The sequence below is a fragment of the Kitasatospora sp. NPDC127116 genome (genome assembly GCF_042677365.1).
Taxonomy (GTDB): domain Bacteria; phylum Actinomycetota; class Actinomycetes; order Streptomycetales; family Streptomycetaceae; genus Kitasatospora; species Kitasatospora lactacystinica.
The window spans coordinates 1-21172 of the sequence record NZ_JBHXTL010000113.1 but is presented as its reverse complement, the minus strand read 5'-3'; the positions used below and the strand labels follow the sequence as shown (position 1 = coordinate 21172).

Below are 21172 nucleotides of genomic sequence, written 5' to 3'. Positions count from 1 at the left end.
AGTCCGACGAGGGCCACCTCATCCTCCGCACCACCCCCACCACCCTCGCCACCCTCCTCCACGGCCTCAAAGCCGGCGAATTCGACCACCACGCCTGACCGCCCCAACCCCGCAGCGCCCCTCGCCCACCCCGGGCGAGGGGCGCAAGTCGAGAAGCGGAAGACAACAATGCCTGAGTCCACCTGGCAGAAGTCCAGCTACTCCGGCGCAAACAACGCGTGCGTGGAGATCCGTTCGACCACCGGGGCGGTCGAACTCCGCGAGTCCGACGAGGGCCACCTCATCCTCCGCACCACCCCCACCACCCTCGCCACCCTCCTCCACGGCCTCAAAGCCGGCGAATTCGACCACCACGCCTAACCGCCCCAACCCCGCAACGCCCCTCGCCCACCCAGGGCGAGGGGCGCAACCACGGCACCGCGAAGGCAAAGGCCCCCAGCCAGGAAGGAAACGGAAAACAACAATGCCTGAGTCCACCTGGCAGAAGTACCGCTGCTCGTCGAAGCCCGGTGGCCGCCCGCCGCACGAGCCCTTGCGCAGCCGCAGCCGCAGCAGCAGCCTTCGCGCCGTTCGCACCTCTTCACGCCGGTGACGATTCGCGCACATCCCATTACGTTTGGCAGTGATCGCGGAATGCGCCCGGCACCCCTGCGCACAGGAGGTCTCATCATGCGACGACTCGTCACAACGCTCGGCACTCTCATCGCTGCAGGGACGTTGGCCGTAGCCGTCCCCACGTCCGCCCAGGCCGCCACGGGCACCTTGACGTTCTACAACGTGATCTTCCCTGACGGGTCGGGCCTTGGCCCGGGCGTGCCGTACGTCGACCCGCCCGCAGGCTGCTACGAAGTGCCGAGGGAGGCGCAGGGGCCGTTGTCGGGCGTGAACAACGCGACAGACAGCGCGGTCCGCTTCTACTGGCGGGAGGACTGCACCAGCCTGCTGTTCAACGTCCCCGCCGGCCGTTCGGTCAGGTTCAACTCGCACCCCCGCTCCTTCATGGTCGAGAGGTAACCGAGGCTCCTGACCGGCCCGACCCCGCAACGCCCCTCGCCCGCCCGGGGCGAGGGGCGCCAGGCACTCAATGCCTCCGGGGCAGTCGCCCCAGGAGGCCGTGGCCGCGCGTGGTCTGCCAGCGCGACCGCGCCAGCCGCAGCACCGTGTCCCACTGCTGGCGGATCTCGTCGTCCGGCGGGCGCTCGCCGCGCCTGATCCGGTCGAGTTCGTCCCGCACCTCCCGGCCGAGCGCCGCCGCGGCCACGGTGGCGAGCATGGCCCCGAACAGGGCGGAGAGCATGGCGAAGACCGCCCCGATCGCGCCGTAGCGGTCCGTGGAGGCGTTGAAGAGGCGCGGCAGGTAGACGCCCATGGCCAGGGAGTAGCCGGACAGCAGGACCGCCGCGATGCACGCGAACGGCACGAGGTCGAGCCGGGGGATCCGGCCCGCGGACAGCAGCCGGCCGCCCCAGATGAGGAAGGCCGCTGTCAGCGGTGCCTCCACGACGTCCGCCACCAGTCCCAGCGGCCCGCGGTCGAGGGTGGCGTGGACCCAGCTGCTCAGCGCGGCGTACCCGGCGAGCAGCGCGATCCATTTGAGGCCGTTCACGGTGTTGCGGACGCTCAGCGGTTCCAGCTCCCAGTCCTGTTCGAACAGGCGCTGGGCGGCCCGCGCGAAGCTCAGCACCGAGACGAGGAGGAAGGCGATCCCGAAGAGCCCCGTGGCGCCCCAGTCGTTGGACGCGGAGAGCATGTCTCGCACGGCTTCGGCGCCGCCCCCGGTGAGGCCGTAGCGGTCGATGACGCGCTGGGCGACGTCCTTGCCGCCGAGGCGGACGACGAGGGCTCCGCACACGATGGCCAGTGGCACCAGGGCGGTGAGCGCGGCGGAGGCCAGGGCCATGGAGCGGTCGAAGCCCACGAGTCGCTGGAAGCGGCTGACCACGCGCAGCGCGAACGCCGGGCGGAGCCAGAAGGTCGCCGTCCTGAGAACGGTCTCGCGGTTGATCCGTGTCGTTTGGCCCTCCGGGGTGCGGCGGTGGTGCGGCCTCGGCGAGGGACGCCGGGGCAGCTCGGCGCGCGAGTCCGTACGGCCCTTCGGGTCGGTACGGCGGATCGTCGCCGGAGTGATCCTCGCGCGGCGGGGCCCGGCCGGGCACGGCAACCCGCCGGGCGAGTGCCGCCGTCCGCCCGTGCGGGGCGGTGGTCCGGTCACAGCGCGGTGGCGCCCTCGGCGATCAGGAGTGCGCCGATCACGGCCAGGACCAGTGCGGTGACGGTGCTGTTGTGGGTCTCCAGCCACGTCCGCACTCTGCCCAACGGGGCCAGGACACGTTCCCCCGCGGCGATGTGGAGCAGCAGGGGGAGCGCGACGGTGAGGGCGGCGATCGCGGTGAACGCTGCCAGGGCGGCGACGGTGGGGGCCGCTTCCAGTTCGGCGGAGCCGATCGTCAGTCCCGCCGCCCCCGAGAGCAGGACGACCTTCGGGTTGGCCGCCGACAGCAGCAGCCCCAGCCGCAGGGCCTTGGCCGGGGTGGCGTCCGTCAGGGCCCTCATCCAGGCCGGGGTCGCCTTGTCCCCTCGGGAGCGCCACTGCCGGGCGGCGAGGAGCAGGAGGACCGCGCCGAGGCCCACTTTGGTCCACGAGGCCCAGGTGGGGGTCTCCTCGCGGGCCTCGACGACGGCGGCGAGCGCGGCGAGCGCGGACGCCGCCGCGAGGATTCCGGCCGTCCAGCCGGTCAGGAAGGCCGCGGCGGTGGGTCTGGGCCGCGGCGTGAACAGCAGCAGGATCGCGGGAACGACCGGAAACGGAGACAGCGCGATTCCCAGCGCGAGCGGTGTCACCTCGCCCATCACGGTGCCCACCGGATACCCCTTCCGTGGTTGGTGGGGTGTTCGGTCATGCGGCCGACCGTCCCCTCGGCCCGCTGGAGCAGGGCGAGGTCGACGCCGCCGAGCAGCAGCACGCCTCCCTCGGTGAGGATGCGCGGGAAGCCTCCCCGCGGGGAGGGGTCGGGAAGGTCGCCGACGCCGAGCATGATGCCAAGGTACCCGCAGGCGGCGGCGATGAGCGGCAGGCTGCGTTCGATCCGGGCGGGCAGCGGGGCGGGGCGACCCGGGCACCGCGCTGCTCGCGACGGACGTGGTGGACCAGGGCCCGCTTCCTTTGTGCCCCCCTCTACTCCGCTCCCCCGCGCCGCTGGTAGAGAACGTGTCGGGACCGTCGGGTGCGGGTCACGAGCCCGGCCCGGTGGAGGATCTGCAGGTGGTAGGAGACCGTGGCCGGGCTCAGGTACAGCCGTTGGGCGATCTCGCAGGCCCGGGCTCCGACGGACCCGGGCCCGCACGGCGGTGCCCGAGGCCCTGCGACTGGTCAGACGGTGAGGAGTTCCGTGGAGGTGGTGGCGGCTTGCAGGGCGTCGGGGTCGGGGACGATGCCGATCCCCGGGCCGGTGGGGACGGTCAGACGGCCGTCGTGGAGGACGAAGGGGTCGGTGATGTCGCGGGTGTAGTAGCGGGCCGAGGCCGAGATGTCGCCGGGCAGGGTGAAGCCCGGGAGCGCGGCCAGCGCCAGGTTGGCCGCCCGCCCCAGCCCGGTCTCCAGCATGCCGCCGCACCACACCGGTACGCCGTTCGCCAGGCACAGGTCGTGGATCCGGCGGGCTTCCAGGTACCCGCCGACCCGGCCGGGCTTGATGTTCACGATCGAGCACGCCTCCTGCCGGATGGCGGTGGCCGCGTCCCGGGCGGAGGTGATCGACTCGTCCAGGCAGATCGGGGTGTCCATGCGGGCCGCCAGCCGGGTGTGCGAGAGCAGGTCGTCGGGGGCGAACGGCTGCTCGATCAGCGTCAGCCCGTAGGCGTCGAGCCTGCGCAGGTGGGGCTGGTCCGCCGGACCGTAGGCGGTGTTGGCGTCCACCTGCAGGGCGATGTCCGGGCCGAAGGTCTCCCGGACCGCTCGCAGCGGCTCGATGTCCCAGCCCGGTTCGATCTTCAGCTTGATCCGGGCGTAGCCCGCGCGGAGGTAGCCGTCGACGGCGCTGATCAGCTCGTCGACGGTGTCCGTGATGCCGACGGACACGCCGACCGCGAGCTCGGTGCGCGTCGCCCCGAAGTACTGGGCGAGGCTGATGCCGGCGGTCCGCAGTTCGGCGTCCAGTACCGCCATCTCGACGGCCGTCCTGGCCATCGGATTGCCTCTGACCGGCCGGAGCAGCTCGGGGACCAGTGCCGCGGTCAGCCCGGGGGCCCGGGACAACCGGGGCAGCAGGAACTCACGCATCACTTGCCGGGCCCCGGCCAGGTACTCGGCGCTGTACGTCGGATCGTCGTCGGCCACGCACTCGCCCCAGCCGACGGCTCCGTCGGCCGTGGTGACCTTGACCAGCAGCGAGTTCCGGTGTTCCTGGGTTCCCAGGGCGGTCCGGAACGGCGCGACCAGGGGCAGGGCCACCTCGCGCAACTCCACCTGCTGCAGCTTCATTCCGATGTTTCCTTCCGTCGCAGGACGTACCAGCCGGACCGGTCGAACCCGTCGATCCGGTAGCCGTTCTCCAGGGCGCCGCCGAGCGCCTGGCGCATCGCGGACCGCCAGCGCCGGGCGGCGGCCGGATCCGTTCGCCGCAGGGACTCCGCGTCCACGGGGGTGACACAACGCAGTACGCCGCCGGTCGCGGCGCGCGGTACGGGCTCGCCGTTGCCGTCCGCTTCGAGCACGGGTTCCGCCGCGGCCAGGTCCGGCAGCGGTGCCGGTGCGTGCGGCGTCCCGTGCACCGGCCAGCTGACGAACAGCCGGTCGGATTCGTCGCCGTCGTTGATGCCGTCGGCCAACGGCCCGTAGAAGTCGGGCAGGTACGCCTCCGCGACCGCCCCGAGCCGCCGCAGGTTGAAGTGGGCGTTGCGGCGGATCAGCGGGTCGTACGTCCACGAGATCGACGACAGGCCCGCACGGGCGGCCCACTCCCGCTGGTGCGACTTCATCGCCGCGCCGATCCCGCGCCCGTGCATTCCCGGCAGCACGCCGGCCACGTGCGAGTGCAGGCTGTCGCCGACGGTGCGGAATCCGGCGGTCGCGCCGACCATCGCCGTCCCGAGGTACGCCGCCGCGACGTAGCCGCCGGTGTGGGCGAGCGCGCACATCACGTCCAGGGCCAGCGGTGGCTCGGCGGTGTCCGGGGTGTTCCACACGGTGCGCAGCACCGCGTCGGCCTGCTGGAGTTCGGGGACGGTCCGGAGCGACCGGATTCGGACGTCCGCCCGTTCCGCGCCGGCGGAAGGAAAGTCGACCGTGCGACGAGTCTGCTCGGCGGGCCGCTCCGGGCCGTTGGTGTCCGGGCCCGAGTTCACCTGGCCTCCTTCGTGCCGATGTCCGGCAGCCGTAGCCGCAGTTGCAGCGCCAGTGCCAGCCGCAGGTCCGGGTCGTCGATGTCGATCAGCTCGGCGAGCCGGCGCAACCGGTGCCGCAACGTGTTGGGGTGCAGCGTCATGGCCTCGGCGACCCGTGGCACGTCGTAGTGCCCGGCGATCCAGCGGCGCAGTGTCTTCTCGTACTCCGTTCCGTGCCGGGCGTCGTGGTCGAGCACCGTCGACAGGGGCTCCCCGTGCAGGGCGGGACGGTACCGGAGCGCCTCGTGGACGTCCCGCAGGAATATCGGGGCGGCCAGTTCGTCGTGCCGTCCGATCTCCGTCCTGCCGAACGGTCCGCACACCACGTCGAGCGCCTGCCCGGCCTGGCTCAGCCCTGTCGGGACGTCGGCGGGGCCGGGGAGGGTGCGGCTGATCCCCGCCCGCCAGCCGCCGCCCAGGGTGTCGCTCGCCCGGGCCAGCACCGTCGCGATGATCAGCTGGATCACGGGCGCGTCGGACGCCGTCTCGACCACCGCCACGGCCCGACCGTCCAGCGCTCCGGCGGCGGCTCCCAGCCGGTAGGCGGAGAGTCCCATCCGCAGCAGGTCGCCGACGTATTCGGCGGCGGAGTCCGGCGAGACGCCTCGCGCGTGACCGGCCGGGTCGCCGATGCGGCCGATCACCAGCACGGTCGCCGGGGCGTCGAAGCGTATCCCGAACGAGTCGGCGAGTTCCCGGGTCGCTCCCAGGCCGCGGAGCAGCCAGCCCAGGCGCTCGGCTCGTTGCCGGCGTTCGGCGTCCGCCGCGAGGCTGACCCGGGCCAGGTGGGGCGCGGCCAGCCGCGCGCCCTCGGCGAGGACGTCCGCCGCCTCCTCCGTCAGGGGCTCGTCGCCCTGGAGCACCCAGATGGTGCCCAGCGCCTCGCCACCGTCCCGGATGGCGATGGCGAGGCGTGGCCGGTACTCCTTCGGCTCGTAGCTCCAGACCGCGGTGTCGGAGCGCAGGACGGCGGCGTACTCCTCGGCGTGGGTCGGGTGGTCCGGCACCCGGCGGCCGAGGATGCCGTCACGACGCGGGTCGTCGACCAGTTGGCCCGGGACCGTGGAGTAGGCCAGCACGCGCATGGACAGGTCCTCGATCGCCACCGCGCCGCCGGCGCGCACGGCGATGTCGTTGGCGAGGGCGAACAGGTCGGTGGACCGGTGCCTGTTCGGCTCGAACACCGGGCTCGTGATCGCGCGCAGCGCGTCGATCAGGGTGTAGAGCTGCCCCCAGGAGATCTCGGCGCTGCGCTCCAGGAGTGCCACTCCGGTCCGTTCGGCGGCCTGTGTCAGCGCTGCCGTGTCCGTGGTGCCGGCTCGCACGACCACCGCCTTGGCGTGGTGCTCGGCTGCCCACTCCAGGACGTCGGCGGTCAGTCGGCCGGGTACCAGGACGATCGCGTCGGTCAGCCCTGTCCCGGGGGCGTCGGTGTCATGGATCGTGGGCGCCCCGACGGTGACGGCCCGGCCTCGCGGCAGTGCGAGCGGCCGTAGGAGGTCGGTTCCCAGGCTGTCGAGCACGACCCCGAGGGTGATCCCGGCGGGGGCTGTCATCGCCGCTCCGATCGCGGCATCGGGCCGTGGCGCTCTCCGGTGGACCCGCCGTCGGCGGTCACCCGTTCACCGGCCGGGAACACCTGCGTCGTTCCGGTCGGCGGCAGCTGCCCCTGCGGACCGGCCACCGCCGGCCGCGGGGTGGTGCGGCCCGCCAGGGGGGTGAAGTGGTTGCTCGGCCCGGCGGCCTTCCGGCGGCTCGGCGGAGTCGGAGTCATGGGGAGTCCTCGTCAGGGGATGGGTCGGGTGAAGGGGGCGCCGATGAGGGACGCCTCGGGGCGGTCGGCGGAGAGCGAGCAGCGGACGGGGGCGGTCAGGGGACGAGGTTGAGGCCGGGGGGAAGTCCCAGGGGGGCGGTGTCGTCGGGCTGTCGGACGAAGCGCATCCGGTGGACACCGTGCGTGCTGATCAGGAGGTCGTCGCCGCTGGGGCGCAGGCTGATCAGGCCGCCCGCGCGGAACGCGCCGTCCGGTGCCGGTTCGATCGTCCCGACGAACTCCAGGCCGAGTTCGAGCGTGCCGTCCCGGGTGACCGTCGCCAGGACACCGAGTTCCGGACTGCGGTAGACGGCCGGTGGCAGTGTGGCACCGGCCGCCGCGGGGGGACAGCGCCGGTACTCCGTGGCGCGGCCGGGGCGGTACACCGATCCGATCCTGATCGTGCCGGACGACACCCGCAGCCAGAAGCCGGCGCTGTCCTCCAGGCCCTGCCAGCTGCCGTCGACGGCCGGGGCGAACTCGCCGGCGGACGGCGCGTCGTGGATGCGGATCCGGCCGTTGCCCACGGCGTCGATCCGCAGGGTGAGGCCGGATCGCGGATCCAGCCAGTCCCCCGTCAGCCGGGCGGCGGGCTCGGCGGCCACCGGGTCCGCCGTCAGCGCGACGGGATCGTCCTCGGGCAGCCCGGCGGCCAGCCGGAGCACCCGGGTGGCCAGTTTCGCGGAGTCGATCGAGGAGTTGTTGCTCAGCAGCGCCACGCCGAGGTCGGCGTCGGGCATGAACAGCAGCTGGGACCGGTACCCGGGGACACCGCCGGCATGGCCGAACGCCGGGTGGCCCGCGATCGTCGTGCGGTAGAGACCCAGCGCGTACGGCCACTCCTGCCCGTCCCCGGAGTCGACCTGCCGCAACAGCCCGTCGCGGATGTCGGCGCCCAGGACCCGGCCGTCCTGCAGGAACCCGAACCACGGCGCCAGGTCGGCGACGCTGGTGGCCAGGCCGCCGTCGCCGACCGCGGACTCCTCGGTGTCGGCGCGCCGGACGGCACCGCGGGTGACGTCGTACCCGTAGGCGAATCGCGGCAACGGCTCCCGGCTGTCCTCGCGGAACACGGTCTCGTTCATGCCCAGCGGTGCGAACATCCGGTCCGTGGTGAACTCCCCCAGGGTGCGACCGGTGAGCCGCCGCACGAGCGAGGCGACCAGGACGTACCCCGTGTTGGAGTAGGAGAACGCGGTCCCCGGTTCGAAGTCGACCTCGGTCAGCCCTGCCACGAAGGCCAGCGTCTGGTCCTGGGTGATCCTCGTCAGCGGGCGGCCGGCGATCGTCGCCAGGGCCAGCCAGTCCCGCAGACCTCCCGTGTGCCGCAGACATTGACCGACGGTCACCGGCACCGCCAACTTCAGCTCGGGCAGGTGCGTGCGGATGTCGTCGTCCAGCGACAGTCGCCCGTCCCGGCACAGCAGCAACGCCGCCGCGGCGGTGAACTGCTTGCTCATGGAGGCGATGTCGAACCGTGTGCGGGTGTCGACCGGCGCCTCGAACTCCACGCTCGCCAGCCCCGCGGACGCCTGGTGGATCAGCTTCCCGTCGGTGTAGATCCCGACGGACAGTCCCGGGTCACCCGGGCGTGTCGCCGAGTCCACGACCTCGGACAGTGTTGTTGAGATGGCCATGCGCCCCAGACTCTCAGTCAGGACTGCCCGGAAGGTTTGTCCTGGCAGGCAAAGTCCGCTCGCCCGACGTTGGCCGAAAGGACATGCCCGTATGCCTCCTGGCGTCAGGAGCGTTGGGGGGCGCGACCGTACGCGGTGTTCAACCGGGGCCGGGCGCCGCTGTGCCGAGCCGTTGGTAGAGGACCTGCCGGGACCGTCGGGTGCGGGTCACGAGTCCGGCCCGGTGCAGGAGCTGGAGGTGGTAGGAGACGGTGGCCGGGCTCAGGTACAGCCGCCGGGCGAGCTCCGTCGTGGAGCGCGGCTGGCTCAGCTCGGCCAGGAGTTTCAGCCGTGTCGCGCCGATCAGCGGATGGTCCCGGGCCGCGGGCCGGCAGTCGATCTGCCCCGCGGGGTAGACGATCAGCGGGGTGCGCGGGGCCGGCGCACCGGGCGGCTCCCCCGCGCAGAAGAGGGCCCAGTCGACGAAGACGCTCGGCGTGAGGATCACCGCGTCCGCGTCCAGCGTCAGCTGGTGGATGCCGCCGGTGCGCAGGTGCACGACCAGTTCGCCGTCGCGCCATTCCAGGTTGGGGGCCAGGCGGTTGAGGGTCTCGGCGAGCCCGCGTCGGGCGATCTCGGAGGCCCGGGCGCCGACGTCGGCCTCCAGGCGGGCCCGGACGGCGGGCCACGAGGGCTCCAGCGCCTCGTGCCAGAACCGCGCCATCTCGTCGGCGAGGCGGTGCGCGAAGTGGTCCTCCCCGCGGTCGAGGGCCCGCAGGAGCTGCCTGGGCGGCGGGTGGCTGGAGCCGGGGTCCCAGGAGTGGCCGTTGACGGCCTCGGTCAACTCGTAGCGGACGCGCTCCCGCGGGGTCGTCGCGATCTGGTGCAGCGCCGTGTCGATGTCGGTCAGGAAGCCCGGCGGCTCCGGCCGGAGGAAGTCGGGGGCGTACCCGAGGGGGCCGCCCCCGCCGACCACGGCCAGCAGCCCGAGCCGGTGCCGGGACAGCGCGCCCGCGGCCCTGGTCCGCCACGGCGGGGTCAGCGTGCCCGGGCTGAACCCGACGAGGCGGAGCAGGTCCTTGGCGGAGCCCACCGGCGAGACCGCGAACCTGACGTTTCCCAGCCCCCGGGCCCCCAGGCGAATCCGGATCACAGACGCTCCCCCTTTCGCCGGCCCTTTCGAAAGAAATCGAATCATTCGACCGGTCGATCGGCTTGGCGTTTCCTGGATTCACCGCACAGACCGGCCTTGAGAGGAATCCAGGACCCGTGATCATTCACAGGAAGCTGGCCGCGGTCGCGACCGCGGCGGCAGCCCTCGCCATCGGCACCGCGGGTTCGGCGACCGCCCGGACCGCCGAGCCCGCCGCCCAGCACGTGACACCGGCCTCGGCGTCGGCCTCCGCGTCGGCGCCGACCGCGGCGCGGCAGGGCGGCGGTACCGCGTCCCCCTCGGTCCGGGACGGGGAGATCGTGGAGCTCTGGAACTACAACAGCCAGCACTGCCTGTCGGTCGGGGCCGGGAGCACGGCGGGCGGGGCCGGGATCATCCAGTGGTCCTGTTACGGCGGCGCCGAGCAGTACTGGGGCCTCTACCCGATGCCGAACTCCGGCGGCGGCTACGAGATCGTGAACAAGAACAGCGGCAAGTGCCTGGCGGATCCGGCGAGTTCGCCGAACGCCGGCGTCCAGCTGATCCAGTACGGCTGCGACAAGGGGTGGGAGCAGACCTGGTACTTCGGCTCGAACCCGGACACGGGCTTCGCGCAGATCAAGAACCGGGCGAGCGGCCTGTGCGCCGCGGTCGGCGGTTCGAGCACGACGCCGGGTGCGCCGGTCGTCCAGTGGCCCTGCACCGGCGGCTCCGAGCAGCGGTGGACGACTTCCGGGTGACGGCCGCACGGCCGACCGCCGGCGCCCGGTGACCGACGTCTCGCGGCTCCTCCCCCACGGAGCCGCGAGACCCTCCCCGCCCGTCGCCCCCGCGCGGCGCGTCCGCCGACCCGTCCGCGCTCAGAGCCGGTCGGCGTCGACAACCGCCCGGGCGAAGGCCTCGGGTGCCTCCTGGGGGACGTTGTGGCCGACCTCGGGCAGGCTCCGGTGGAGGTAGGGGCCGGTGAAGAAGTCGCGGTAGCCGGCGCCGTCGCCGGGGGCGGTGAACGGGTCGCGGCCCGCGTCCAGGGTCACGGTCGGCACGGCGATCCGGGGACGGGCGGCGAGGCGGCGCTCCAACTGGTCGTAGCGGTGCTCGCCCTCCGCCAGGCCCAGCCGCCAGCGGTAGTTGTGGATGACGATCGCCGCGTAGTCGGGGTTGTCGAAGGCGGCGGCGGTGCGGTCGAAGACGGCGTCGTCGAAGGCCCAGGTCGGCGAGACCTGCTGCCAGACCAGGCGGCACAGCTCGCGGCGCTTGTCCCGGTCCTCCATGGCACGCCGTCCTCGTTCGGTGGCGAAGTAGAACTGGTACCACCAGGTGTGCTCGGCGGCGGGCGCCAGCGGCTCCTTCTGCATCTCGACGTCGGTGACGAGGTAGCCGCTGACCGAGACCAGCGCCTCGACCCGCTCGGGCCACAGCGCGGCGATGATGTCGGCGGTGCGCGAGCCCCAGTCGAAGCCCGCCAGCACGGCCCGCCGGATGCCCAGCGCGTCCATCAGGGCGAGCACGTCCAGGGCGACCGCGGCCTGCTGGGCGTTGCGCATCGTCCGCTCGGACAGGAAGCGGGTGGTGCCGTGGCCGCGCAGGTACGGCACGACGACCCGGTAGCCCCGGGCGGCGAGCAGCGGGGCGACGTCGACGTAGCTGTGGATGTCGTACGGCCAGCCGTGCAGGCAGATCACGACCGGGCCGTCGGCCGGGCCGTCCTCGGCGTAGCCGACGTCGAGCAGGCCGGCCCGGATCTGGGCCAGGCGGGCGAAGCCGGTCCGGGCGGCGGGGCCGGGGGCGCCGACGGGGGCAGGGGCGCCGACGGGGGCGGCGGCCGGTGCAGGGGCGGGGGCACCGGCGGCCGGGGCCGACCCGGCCGGTACGGGGGTTCCGGCCGGTGCGGCCCCGGCGGCCCGGGCCCGGTCCCGGGCCTGGGCCTGGGCCTGGGGCAGGGGCAGGGGCAGGGGCGGGGCGGCCAGGGACAGCGCGGTGGTGCCCGCGCCGAGTCCGACGGCCCTGGTGAAGGTGCGCCTGTCGATCATGCCGATTTCCTCCTCGGTGCGAACGTGCGCTTCATTCCAGCCCGTTGACGCCGCGTCAACGAGCCGGAGCGCCCCGGCGCGCCGCGCGGGGCCCCCGGGACGGCTGGGAACGCGAGCGCCGCCCGGGGCCCGCGGGGCCTGCGGGGCGGGGCGGTGACCTGTTCGGCGGTCGCACGATTGGGTGGCGACCGCTATTGATCCCGCACTGTTCACCGGGGCCTGCTGGAGTGGACGGGCGCCCCACCCCCGTCGCACTCCTCACCCACCGGGCAGGTGAACGACATGACCGACCTCCCCCCGCACCCCGGCCTCCCGGCCCGGCCCGCGCTGTACCTCCGCTGTTACCCCGCCGACGCGGCGGGGCTGGAGTACCAGCGCGCGGTGCTGGAGCGCCTGGCCCGCTACCGCGGCCTGCCGGTGCCCTCCGCCTTCCTGGACGACGGGGCGCGCTCCGGCGACCCGCACCCCGCCCTGGAGCGGCTGCTGGAGCGGGCCGAACAGGGCTGGGTGAACGTGGTGCTGGTGCCGGGGCCGTTCGTCTTCTCGCTCGACGACCGCAGCGCCCGGGCGACCGTGCGCCGGCTGGAGGCGCTGGGCTGCGCGGTACTCGAACTGCCCGGCCCGGACGTCCCGCCGCACCACCCGCCGGTCCGCGCCCGGACCGCCTGAACACACTGCCCGCACCGCCCGTACGCGCACGGACACACCGCCCGCACCTCGGGAACACACCACGGGAACGCGCCACCGGAACGCACCGCGGGGAGGGCGCCCCGGCGGGTACCGCCGCAAGCCGTCACGGCATGATGTGCCCATGGCCTTCGCACCCCTCCTCGGCGAGCGCCGCGCACCCGAACCGACCGGACGGCCGTGAGTCGGCCCGTCGAGCCGGGATCGCCCGGCGCCGGTTTCGTGTTCGTGGGGCGCCGGCCCGAACTGGACCGCCTGACCGACGCGATGCTCCGCCCGCCCGCCGTGGTCCTGGTCGAGGGCGAGGCCGGCCTGGGCAAGTCCCGCCTGGTGGCCGAGGCCGCGGCCGGTGCCGCGGCGGCGGGCCGCCTGGTGCTGACCGGCTTCTGCCATCCGCTGCGCGAGCCGCTGGCCTTCGGCCCGGTGGTGGACGCGCTGCGCGGCGTCGGCCCGTTCCTGCCGCCCGCCGACCGCATCCCGGCCAGCGCCGGGGCGCTGCGCCCGCTGCTGCCCGACCTCGCCGACCGGCTGCCGCCGCTGCCCGCGGCCGCCGGCGAGGGGACGCCGGGGCTGCGGCTGCTGGTCCAGGCGGTGCGCGCCCTGCTCGGCGCGCTCGGCGAGACGGTACTGGTCGTGGAGGACCTGCACTGGGTGGACGACGCCACCCGCGAGCTGCTCCTGCTGCTGGCCCGGGACGTGCCGGCGGAGCTGGCCCTGGTGCTCACCTACCGGGCCGAGGACCTGGCGCCGGACACCCCCGCGCTCGGCGCGGCCTACCGGCGCCCGGCCGGGGTGGGCGGCGCGCTGATCCGGCTGGCCCCGCTCGCCGAGGCCGAGGTCGACGAGCTGGCCCGGGCGGCGCTGGGCCCGCGCGCGACGGCGGCGCTCACCCGGGTGCTGTTCGACCGCAGCGAGGGCCTGCCGCTGGTCGCCGAGGAGGACCTGATCACGCTGTGCGAGCAGCGCGGTGCCGGCGCGCTGACCAACGCCGCGGACCTGGCCGCCGACCTGGAGCAGTCCGAGGTGCCGCGCGGCCTGCGCGACGCGGTGACCGAGCGGCTCGCGGCGCTGTCCCCGGAGGCCTCCGCGATCGCCTCGGCCGCCGCGGTGCTGGGCGTGCCGGCCGGGGAGGACCTGCTGGCCGCCGTGGCCGGCCTCGACCCGCAGGCCGCGGCGGACGGCCTCACCGAGGCGCTGCGGGCGGCGGTGCTCAACGAGAAGCCGCTGGCCCGCTACGGGTTCCGGCACGTCCTGGCGCAGCAGGTGGCGTACCGCCGGCTGCCGGGGCCGCGGCGCGGCGCGCTGCACCGGCGGGCGGTGGCGGCGCTGGGCGAGCGCGAGCCGAGGCCGCTGGTGCAGATCGCGCACCACACGCTGGCGCTCGGCGACCGGGCGGCCTGGCAGGAGGTGGCCGAGGCGGCCGCCGACCAGGCGGTGGCGCTCGGGGACAGCGGCAGTGCCGGCGCGCTGCTGCGCCGGCTGCTGGACGAGCCCGACCTCGATCCGCGGCGGCGCGGGCGGGCCGCGCTGGCGCTGGCGCGGATCGCCGCCGACGGTGTGGATTCGGTGGCCAGTGCCGCGGTGCTGACCGCGATCATCGCCGATCCGCGGCTGCCGGTGCCCGATCGCGGCGAGATCCGGCTGTCGCTGGGCTTCCTGATGGCGGTGCACGGCGGGGACCGGGCCGGTTTCGACCGGATGGAGGAGTCCCTCGACGAGCTGGAGCAGCGTCCGGGCCGGGCGGCCCGGGCGATGGTGGCGCTGGCCATGAACGAGCGCGACGGCGCCGGCGAGCGCGCCCGGCAGTGGCTGGAGCGGGCCGAGCGGACGCTGGCCGCGGACCCGGACGAGGAGGTGGCCGCCGCGGTGCGGGCCACCCGGCTGACGCTCCTGGCGCGCGAGGGCGACCCCGCGGTGTGGGAGCAGCTGGACGCGCTGCCGCGCAGCTCGCGGCGGCCGGAGATCGTCCGGCAGACCGCCCGTGCTCTGTACAACGCGGGTGAGATCGCCGTGGAGCTGGGCCACGACCGGCGGGCGGCACGGCTGTTGGAGGAGAGCCGGCGCCTGGCCCGTCGGGCGGCGATCCCCTATCTGGAGTGCTACAGCCGGATCGCGCTGGTGCGGCTGGACGGTCTGGCCGGGCAGTGGGACGGGCTGGAGGAGCGGCTGGCCGCGCTGGGCGCGGAGTTCCCGGACCTCGCGATGGCCGGGGTCGAGCAGGCCCTGCTGCGGGGACGGCTGGCGGCCGCGCGCGGCCGGCTCGCGGAGGCGCGCGCCCATTTCACGGAGGCGGGCCCGTACGGGGAGCGGGAGTCGCAGGTGACCGGGGCGCTGCGGGCGGCGGCGGGGCTGGCGGGGCTGCAGCTGGCGGAGGGGGACGTCGCGCGGGCGGCGGCCACGCTGGTGCCGGCGCTGGACGCGCTGCGCCGGGCCGGGGCCTGGCCGCGGGCCGCCGAGTTGCTGCCGGTGGCGGTCGAGGTGCTGCTGGCGGCGGGCGACGCGGCGGGTGCGGCGGAGCTGGTCGAGCAGGCGCGGGCGCATCTGGAGGGGCGGGACGCGCCGGCGGCCCGGGCGGCGCTGGCCTTCGCCGGCGGTCTGCTGCTGGCCGGTACGGATCCGGCGGGCGTCGGCGGGGATCCGGCGGGCGCGGGTGCGGAGTTCGTGCGTTCGGCCGGGCTGTGGCAGCGGATCGGGCGCCCGTACGAGCAGGCGCGGGCCGAGGAGCGGGCGGCGACCGTGGCGGCGGGGGGCGACCGGGCGGCGGCCGGGGAGCGGATCGCCGCCGCCGAGCGGGCCTATCTGGCGCTGGGCGCGGCCTCGGACGCGGCCCGCTGCCAGCGGCTGCGGCGGGAGCTGGGCCTGGGCCGGGCGGCCTCGCCGGGGCGGCGCGGCTACGGCGAGCGGCTGTCCCCGCGCGAGCGCCAGGTCGCGGCGCTGGCCGCCCAGGGCGCGGCGAATCAGGACATCGCCCGGGCGCTGTTCCTGTCGACCCGTACGGTCGAGCACCACGTGGCGAGTGCGCTGCGCAAGCTCGGGGTGGGCCGGGCGGGGCTGGGTGAGGCGCTGGCCGCCGCGGACGGGGCCCCGGAGGGCACCGGCTGAGGGAGGGAAAGGGGGTCCCGCCCGCTCCCTCAAGGGGCGGGACCCGGTCCGGGGTCGGCCGTGCCGGTGGTGCCCGGCTCCGGGGTCAGCCGTGCCGGTGGTGCCCGGCGCGTTCGACGAGCCGGGAGAGCCGGGCCAGCCGGGCCAGGCCGGGCCGGCGCAGGCCGCTGCTGCGGCGGGCGGGCAGGACCAGCCCGGGGTCGGGGGCGGTGAAGTGGGTGTCGGCGTAGAGCCGGAGACGTTCGCGGCGGGTCATGGGGCGACCTCCGGGGGTGAGGGTCGTCGGTGTGGGGCGGGCTCCAGGAAACCGGCTGGGCGGGGGCGGGAACAATGCGTAGCGCTACCCAATCCCCCGTACCGAATCCTGGGTACCGGCCGCTCGCGCGCCTCGGACGGACCGTCAAGCGGTGTTGCCCCAGGCGGGTGAAAGAACCGTCCGGCAGGCGTCGACGCCCGTCCGCGCAGGTACGTGGTTCTGCTGTTCGTGTCACCTCCCGACAGCGAGGTTCCCGTGTCACCTGTCCGACGAGTGCGTCCGCGCCCGCCGCACGTCCTGTCCGCGTTGCTGGCGGTGGTGCTCGGTGCGGGCGCCGCCGCCCTGAGCGTTCCGGCCCCGGCGGCCTCGGCGGGGCCGCCGCAGGCCGTGCGGGCCCGGCCGGCGGCGAACGCGGCGGAGCGACCCGCGGCGAAGGCGGAGGGCAGGGCGGCGCGGCCGAAGCCGCGCGGGGCCGGGACGCAGCGCCCGATCGGCCCGGACCCGGTGGTCGACCTGCTGGCGCACGGCAACCTCACGATGGCCTCCAACTCGGTGCTGACCTGCGACGACAGTGACGGCACGGTCTGCTCGGACACCGAGGGGTCGAACAACGGCCGGACCAAGTTCGTCAAGGTCGACCCGAACGCGCCGGGCCCCAACGCCTCCTCGGCGCAGCTGCTGCTGCCGGCCGGGGCGAACGTCCTGTCGGCGCGCCTGTACTGGCAGTTCAACCCGACCGGGACGAGCACCAACGGCACGTCCGGGGACATCAACCTGGGCAACCGGGTCTCCTGGAAGGTCCCGGGCGCGAGCGGGTACCAGCAGGTGAGCGCGGACACCTACGACTGGTTCGACCAGATGGTGGGCGGGAACCCGCCGGAGCCGCTGCTGGCCGCCGGGGCGGTCAAGGACGTGACGGCGGAGGTCAGGGCGGCCGGTGCGGGCAGCTACACCGTCGCCGACATCCAGGCGTGCAGCGGCCGTTCCTCCGCGCAGAACTTCGGCGGCAACAACGTGGGCTGCTGGGGCGGCTGGTCGCTGGTGGTCGCGTACGAGGACACGGCGGAGCCGCTGCGCTACCTCCAGGTCTGGGACGGCTACCAGCTGCTGCGCGACCCCAACAACTCGACGACCCTCACCCTCGGCGGCATCCGCACCCCCGCCACCCAGGCCCCGCGGGCCGTCATGGGGATCACCGTGGGCGACGGTGACGCGCCGATCGCCGGGGACTCCCTGGCCGTCGGCTCCACGCCCACCGACCTGACCCTGCTGCCGATGCCCGGCCCCACCGGGATCGGCACGGACAACGCGTTCACCAGCCGGATCGACCACGTCGCGACGGACGGCACCGGCACCAACATCACCACCCGCGACCCCGACCCGGTCAACAACTACGGCTACGACGCCCGGATCATCGACGTGACCGGCAAGATCCCGGCCGGCAGCGAGCAGGCGCTGGTCCGCATCAGCGGCGCCGGCGACGCCCTGGAACCGCAGGCGGCCTGGCTGGCCCTGGACGCCCTCGAACCCGACCTGCGGATCACCAAGGCCAACACCCCGCCCGGCAGCCCCGACGACAACCCGCCCGGGCTGGTCGGCCCCGGCGAGACCATCACCTACACCTTCGCGGTGGCCAACCGGCGCCAGGACGGCACCAGCACCGACCTCGACACCGCGACCGGCGTCACCGTGACCGACACGATCCCGGTCGGCACCACCTTCGTCCCCGCCTCCAACCCGGCCTGCCAGGCCAGTGGACAGACCGTCACCTGCACGGTCCCCGACCTGCCCCCGGGCGCCGAGGCCAACGTCGCCTTCCAGGTCACCGTCGACGCCTCCACCGCCGTCGGCACCCACCTCGACGACACGGCCACGCTCCACTTCCGGGGCAGCCAGACCCAGCGGGCCCAGGAGCGCACCAGCAACACCGTGCGCAACACCGTCGCCGCCGTGCCCGGCTACACCATCGTCAAGACGGCCGACCCGACCACCGCCAAGCCCGGCGACACCGTCCGCTACCGGATCCAGGCCACCAACACCAGCCGGACCGACGCCCCCGGGGTGACCCTCACCGACGACCTGTCGGGCGTGCTGAACTCCGCCGCGTACAACAACGACGCCACCGCGGACCGCGGTCAGGTCCAGTTCGCGGGCACCGCGCTGACCTGGAGCGGGGACCTGCCCGTCGGGGCCACCGTGACCATCACCTACTCCGTCACCGTGCGCTCCCCGCTGGCCGCCGACGCGGTCCTGCGCAACGCCGTCTCCTCCGGCACCTACGCCAACAACTGCTCGCAGGGCTCGACGGACGCGCGCTGCCGCACCGAGGTCCCGGTCACCGTACCCAGCCCCAGCCCCAGCCCGACGCCGTCGCCGAGCCCCAGCCCGAGCCACAGCCCGAGCCACTCGCCGCACCCGACCCACAGCCCGGGCCACAGCCCGACCCACGTCCCCCCGCCCGACCACGGCCACGGCGGCCAGCTGCCCGAGACCGGTAGCAACGCGGCCCGGCTGCTGCCCGTCGTCGGCCTCACCGCGCTCGGCGCCGTCACCGCGGGCGCGCTCCTGCTGATCCGCATCCGCCGCGCCCGCCGCACCCGCTGAGCCCCGTCACGACCGCACTCCCCCGGCCCGGGCCCCCCCCCGCGGGGGGGGGGCCCCCCGGGGGCCGGTGCGGGGGCCGCGGGCCGGGGGCGCCCCCCGGGTAGCCCCCCCCACCCGTTGACCCCGGCCACGACCCCACGCCCCCGCCCCCCCCCCCCCCGCGCGGGGGCGCGGCCTCGCGCTGCCGGGACGGGCTCCGGCCGGCAGGGGCCGCCCCCGGGAACGCCCCCGACGGGGTGTCAGCCGCGCGGGGCGGTGTCCAGGGCGCGGGCGTCGGCGGCGATCAGGCGGGCGCGGTCGGCGGGGACGGTGCGCCCGGCCTGGTCGTCGGCCCACTGGGCGAGCGGCCGGTACTGGCCCTGGCCGAGCATCACGGTCAGGGTGGCGACGGCGTTGCGGTCGGCGCCGGAGGTGAGCACCAGGGCGGCCAGGCCGGTGGGGGTGGCGGCGAGGGTGAACTCGGTGGTGGTCTCGGCGCGGCCGCCGGGGCCGGTGGCCTCGGCGCGCAGGGTGTGCCTGCCGAGCGGGAGGGCGGCGGTGTCCAGGGCGGTGCCGGGCGCCAGCTCCTTGCCGTCCAGGGTGAGGCGGACGGTGTCGGCACCGGTGGCCTGGACGGCGGTGACCGGCTGCTGGGCGCGGTCCAGGGTGGTGCCGGCGGCCGGGGAGGTGATCGCCACGGTGGGCGCGACGGGGCGGACGGGGTTGCCGCCCTGGAGCCAGGCGCTGTTCCAACCGGCCAGCTCCGCCGGGCGGTTGGTGATGACGCCGTCGACGCCGGCGGCCTCCAGGGCCTTCCAGCGGGTGGCCGAGTCGACCGTCCAGACGTTGACCGCGACGCCGGCGGCGTGCAGGTCCTTCACCACGGCCGGGCGGGCGGCGAGGCCGCCGTCGGAGGGGTTGTAGGCGGACAGGCCGAGGTCCTTGGCGACGGCCACCGGGTCGGCGTCGAGGTCGCCGCGCAGCAGGCCCAGGGGCAGTTCGGGGGCCAGTTCGCGGGTGTACCGCAGGGCGTCGACCTCGAAGCTCTGGACGAAGACCCGGCCGGTCATCCTCTGGTCGCGCACCTCCTGGACGATCCGGGCGACCTCGTCGCGGCTGTGCTTGCCCTTGATCTCCAGCAGCAGGTTGCCGCCGCGGGTGCGCAGGTCCTCCAGCTGGGCGGCCAGGGTGGGGATGCGGGCGCCGGCGTAGACGGGGCCGAACCGGAGCCGGCGTCCAGGGTGTCGAGCTGGGCGGCGGTCAGGTCGCGGATGCGGCCCTTGCCGTCGGTGGTGCGGTCGACGGTGTCGTCGTGCAGGACGTAGGGGACGCCGTCCTTGCTGGGCTGGACGTCGTTCTCGATCCACTCGGCGCCGCCGCGGCGGGCGATCTCGTCGGAGACCAGGGTGTTCTCGGGGGCGGCGGAGGAGGCGCCGCGGTGGGCGAAGACGGTCAGCGGGGCGCCGGCCGGGCGCAGCCGGCCGGCGGGGGCGAGGGCGGTGACCTTGAGGTCGTCGAAGGAGACCTTGGCGCCGTTGACGACCAGGGCCTGGCCGCCGTCGGCGCTGCGGGCGACCTGGGTGGTGCGCATGACCTCCTTGCCGTCGAAGATCCAGCGGGCGGTGGTGCCGTGGACCTCGACGGCGATGCGCACGTCGCGGCCGGTGCCGGCGGCGGTGGGGGCCGCGGCGGTGTCGGTGACGTTCCAGGCGTTGGCGGGGGTGCGCCGGGCGAATTCGAGGCCGTTGGCGGCGGTGGTGCCGGTGCGCATGGTGGCGATGGACCAGGGGGTGGCGCCGGAGGCGGGGACGTCGAGGCCCAGGGCGGTCCAGCGGGCGCCGTCCTGGACGGTCTCGAAGCGGGCGGTGGCCTCGATGCGGAAGTCGTCCAGGTGGCGGCCGAAGGTGATCCGGCTCTGCTGGCCGGAGTTGGCGGAGGTGCCGACCAGGCGGCCGCCCTCGACCTTCCAGTCACCCTCGACGGCGGCCCAGCCGGCGGGCAGGGCGGGGGCGGTGAAGGTCTCGTCGACGACGACCTCGCCGGGGGCCGGGGCGGCGCCGGCCGCGGCGGGGGCGGGGGCGGCGGGGGCGGGGGCGGCTTCGGCGGAGACGGCGCTGGGGGCGTTCAGGGCGACGGCGGTGAGGCCGAGCGAGGCGGCGACGGCGGCGGCGAGCAGGCCGGTGCGGCGGCCCGCGCGGGGGCGGTGACTCTGTGTCATGCGCGGCAGGCTAGGGGCGGTTGCCGAACCGGACGTCACGAGTCCGAAAACCGTTCGTGACCATTGCGCGTGCGGTTCGCGAAGGTGGCGCGTTCCTTGCCCCGTTCGGCCGGTTCGTTTCCGTACGGGCGCGGTGGGCGGGTCGGGGGACGGGTGCGGCGGGGGGACGCGCGGTGGGGGCGGGCCGGCCGGACGGTCGCCCTGTGCGACGGGAGCGGCTGCCTCCGATGCGCCGCGGGCCGGCGCCGGGGCGAACGGCCCGTGGGCGGCGCGGCCGGGGGCGGGGCCGGGGGTGTGCGGCGGGCGCGCGCCCGACGGGGCCACGGTGGCGG

Annotated in this window: 20 protein-coding genes; 6 read left to right on the top strand and 14 right to left on the bottom strand. The window is 75.2% G+C overall.

What is annotated here, in order from left to right:
- Window positions 1–168: 168 nt before the first annotated feature.
- Together ACFVHV_RS33330 and ACFVHV_RS33325 are read left to right on the top strand one after the other, a co-directional pair.
- Window positions 169–360 carry a DUF397 domain-containing protein gene (locus tag ACFVHV_RS33330; RefSeq protein ID WP_380356215.1) on the top strand — a complete coding sequence of 64 codons (192 nt, stop codon included), beginning with the start codon at window positions 169–171 and terminating at the stop codon, window positions 358–360.
- A 522-nt stretch (window positions 361–882) separates the two neighbouring features.
- Window positions 883–1014, top strand: coding sequence for a hypothetical protein (locus ACFVHV_RS33325; RefSeq protein WP_380356212.1), 132 nt, complete (start codon window positions 883–885; stop codon window positions 1012–1014).
- A gap of 67 nt (window positions 1015–1081) precedes the next feature.
- On the opposite strand, the gene ACFVHV_RS33320 is transcribed toward ACFVHV_RS33325, so the two are convergent.
- The 10 genes from ACFVHV_RS33320 to ACFVHV_RS33275 form a co-directional block, all read right to left on the bottom strand.
- Window positions 1082–1942, bottom strand: a complete 861-nt coding sequence (locus tag ACFVHV_RS33320) for a YhjD/YihY/BrkB family envelope integrity protein (protein ID WP_380356209.1) — start codon at window positions 1940–1942, stop codon at window positions 1082–1084.
- 266 nt (window positions 1943–2208) lie between these two features.
- On the bottom strand, window positions 2209–2862 hold the full coding sequence (locus ACFVHV_RS33315) for a GAP family protein (RefSeq protein ID WP_359906195.1): 654 nt from the start codon (window positions 2860–2862) through the stop codon (window positions 2209–2211).
- The gene (locus ACFVHV_RS33310) at window positions 2850–3035 is read right to left on the bottom strand and encodes a hypothetical protein (RefSeq protein ID WP_380356206.1); all 186 of its coding nucleotides are present in this window, start codon (window positions 3033–3035) and stop codon (window positions 2850–2852) included. The genes ACFVHV_RS33315 and ACFVHV_RS33310 overlap by 13 nt, the downstream gene beginning before the upstream one ends.
- Before the next feature lie 140 nt (window positions 3036–3175).
- Window positions 3176–3307, bottom strand: coding sequence for an ArsR/SmtB family transcription factor (locus ACFVHV_RS33305; protein ID WP_380356244.1), 132 nt, complete (start codon window positions 3305–3307; stop codon window positions 3176–3178).
- 63 nt (window positions 3308–3370) lie between these two features.
- Window positions 3371–4480, bottom strand: a complete 1110-nt coding sequence (menC, locus tag ACFVHV_RS33300) for an o-succinylbenzoate synthase (RefSeq protein WP_380356203.1) — start codon at window positions 4478–4480, stop codon at window positions 3371–3373.
- Complete coding sequence (locus ACFVHV_RS33295) at window positions 4477–5343, bottom strand: GNAT family N-acetyltransferase (protein WP_380356201.1); 867 nt, start codon at window positions 5341–5343, stop codon at window positions 4477–4479. Before ACFVHV_RS33295 ends, menC begins: the two co-directional genes overlap by 4 nt.
- Window positions 5340–6938, bottom strand: a complete 1599-nt coding sequence (locus ACFVHV_RS33290) for a PucR family transcriptional regulator (RefSeq protein ID WP_380356198.1) — start codon at window positions 6936–6938, stop codon at window positions 5340–5342. The genes ACFVHV_RS33295 and ACFVHV_RS33290 overlap by 4 nt, the downstream gene beginning before the upstream one ends.
- A complete protein-coding gene (locus ACFVHV_RS33285; RefSeq protein WP_380356195.1) occupies window positions 6935–7156 on the bottom strand; it encodes a hypothetical protein in 222 nt (73 codons plus the stop codon). The genes ACFVHV_RS33290 and ACFVHV_RS33285 overlap by 4 nt, the downstream gene beginning before the upstream one ends.
- A 95-nt stretch (window positions 7157–7251) precedes the next feature.
- Window positions 7252–8832 (bottom strand): serine hydrolase domain-containing protein, encoded by a 1581-nt coding sequence (locus tag ACFVHV_RS33280; RefSeq protein WP_359906177.1) that lies wholly within the window; start codon window positions 8830–8832, stop codon window positions 7252–7254.
- Between the two features lie 139 nt (window positions 8833–8971).
- Window positions 8972–9964 (bottom strand): helix-turn-helix domain-containing protein, encoded by a 993-nt coding sequence (locus tag ACFVHV_RS33275; protein WP_359906174.1) that lies wholly within the window; start codon window positions 9962–9964, stop codon window positions 8972–8974.
- Between the two features lie 116 nt (window positions 9965–10080).
- On the opposite strand from ACFVHV_RS33275, the gene ACFVHV_RS33270 reads away from it, so the two are divergent.
- Window positions 10081–10704 carry an RICIN domain-containing protein gene (locus tag ACFVHV_RS33270; protein ID WP_380356192.1) on the top strand — a complete coding sequence of 208 codons (624 nt, stop codon included), beginning with the start codon at window positions 10081–10083 and terminating at the stop codon, window positions 10702–10704.
- A gap of 120 nt (window positions 10705–10824) precedes the next feature.
- Here ACFVHV_RS33270 and ACFVHV_RS33265 read toward each other — a convergent pair whose 3' ends face one another.
- Window positions 10825–11994 (bottom strand): alpha/beta fold hydrolase, encoded by a 1170-nt coding sequence (locus ACFVHV_RS33265; protein WP_380356189.1) that lies wholly within the window; start codon window positions 11992–11994, stop codon window positions 10825–10827.
- A 282-nt stretch (window positions 11995–12276) separates the two neighbouring features.
- On the opposite strand from ACFVHV_RS33265, the gene ACFVHV_RS33260 reads away from it, so the two are divergent.
- Together ACFVHV_RS33260 and ACFVHV_RS33255 are read left to right on the top strand one after the other, a co-directional pair.
- Window positions 12277–12663, top strand: coding sequence for a recombinase family protein (locus ACFVHV_RS33260; protein ID WP_380356186.1), 387 nt, complete (start codon window positions 12277–12279; stop codon window positions 12661–12663).
- 198 nt (window positions 12664–12861) lie between these two features.
- Window positions 12862–15783, top strand: a complete 2922-nt coding sequence (locus ACFVHV_RS33255) for an ATP-binding protein (protein WP_380356184.1) — start codon at window positions 12862–12864, stop codon at window positions 15781–15783.
- A gap of 85 nt (window positions 15784–15868) precedes the next feature.
- Here ACFVHV_RS33255 and ACFVHV_RS33250 read toward each other — a convergent pair whose 3' ends face one another.
- Complete coding sequence (locus ACFVHV_RS33250) at window positions 15869–16039, bottom strand: hypothetical protein (RefSeq protein ID WP_359915435.1); 171 nt, start codon at window positions 16037–16039, stop codon at window positions 15869–15871.
- A gap of 273 nt (window positions 16040–16312) precedes the next feature.
- Between ACFVHV_RS33250 and ACFVHV_RS33245 the strand changes: the two genes are divergently transcribed.
- On the top strand, window positions 16313–18643 hold the full coding sequence (locus ACFVHV_RS33245) for an LPXTG cell wall anchor domain-containing protein (RefSeq protein ID WP_380356180.1): 2331 nt from the start codon (window positions 16313–16315) through the stop codon (window positions 18641–18643).
- 239 nt (window positions 18644–18882) lie between these two features.
- Here ACFVHV_RS33245 and ACFVHV_RS33240 read toward each other — a convergent pair whose 3' ends face one another.
- Entirely contained in the window at window positions 18883–19707 is an 825-nt protein-coding gene (locus ACFVHV_RS33240; protein ID WP_380356177.1) for a glycerophosphodiester phosphodiesterase family protein, read from the bottom strand.
- A complete protein-coding gene (locus ACFVHV_RS33235; protein ID WP_380356174.1) occupies window positions 19689–20840 on the bottom strand; it encodes a glycerophosphodiester phosphodiesterase in 1152 nt (383 codons plus the stop codon). The genes ACFVHV_RS33240 and ACFVHV_RS33235 overlap by 19 nt, the downstream gene beginning before the upstream one ends.
- Window positions 20841–21172: the final 332 nt, after the last annotated feature.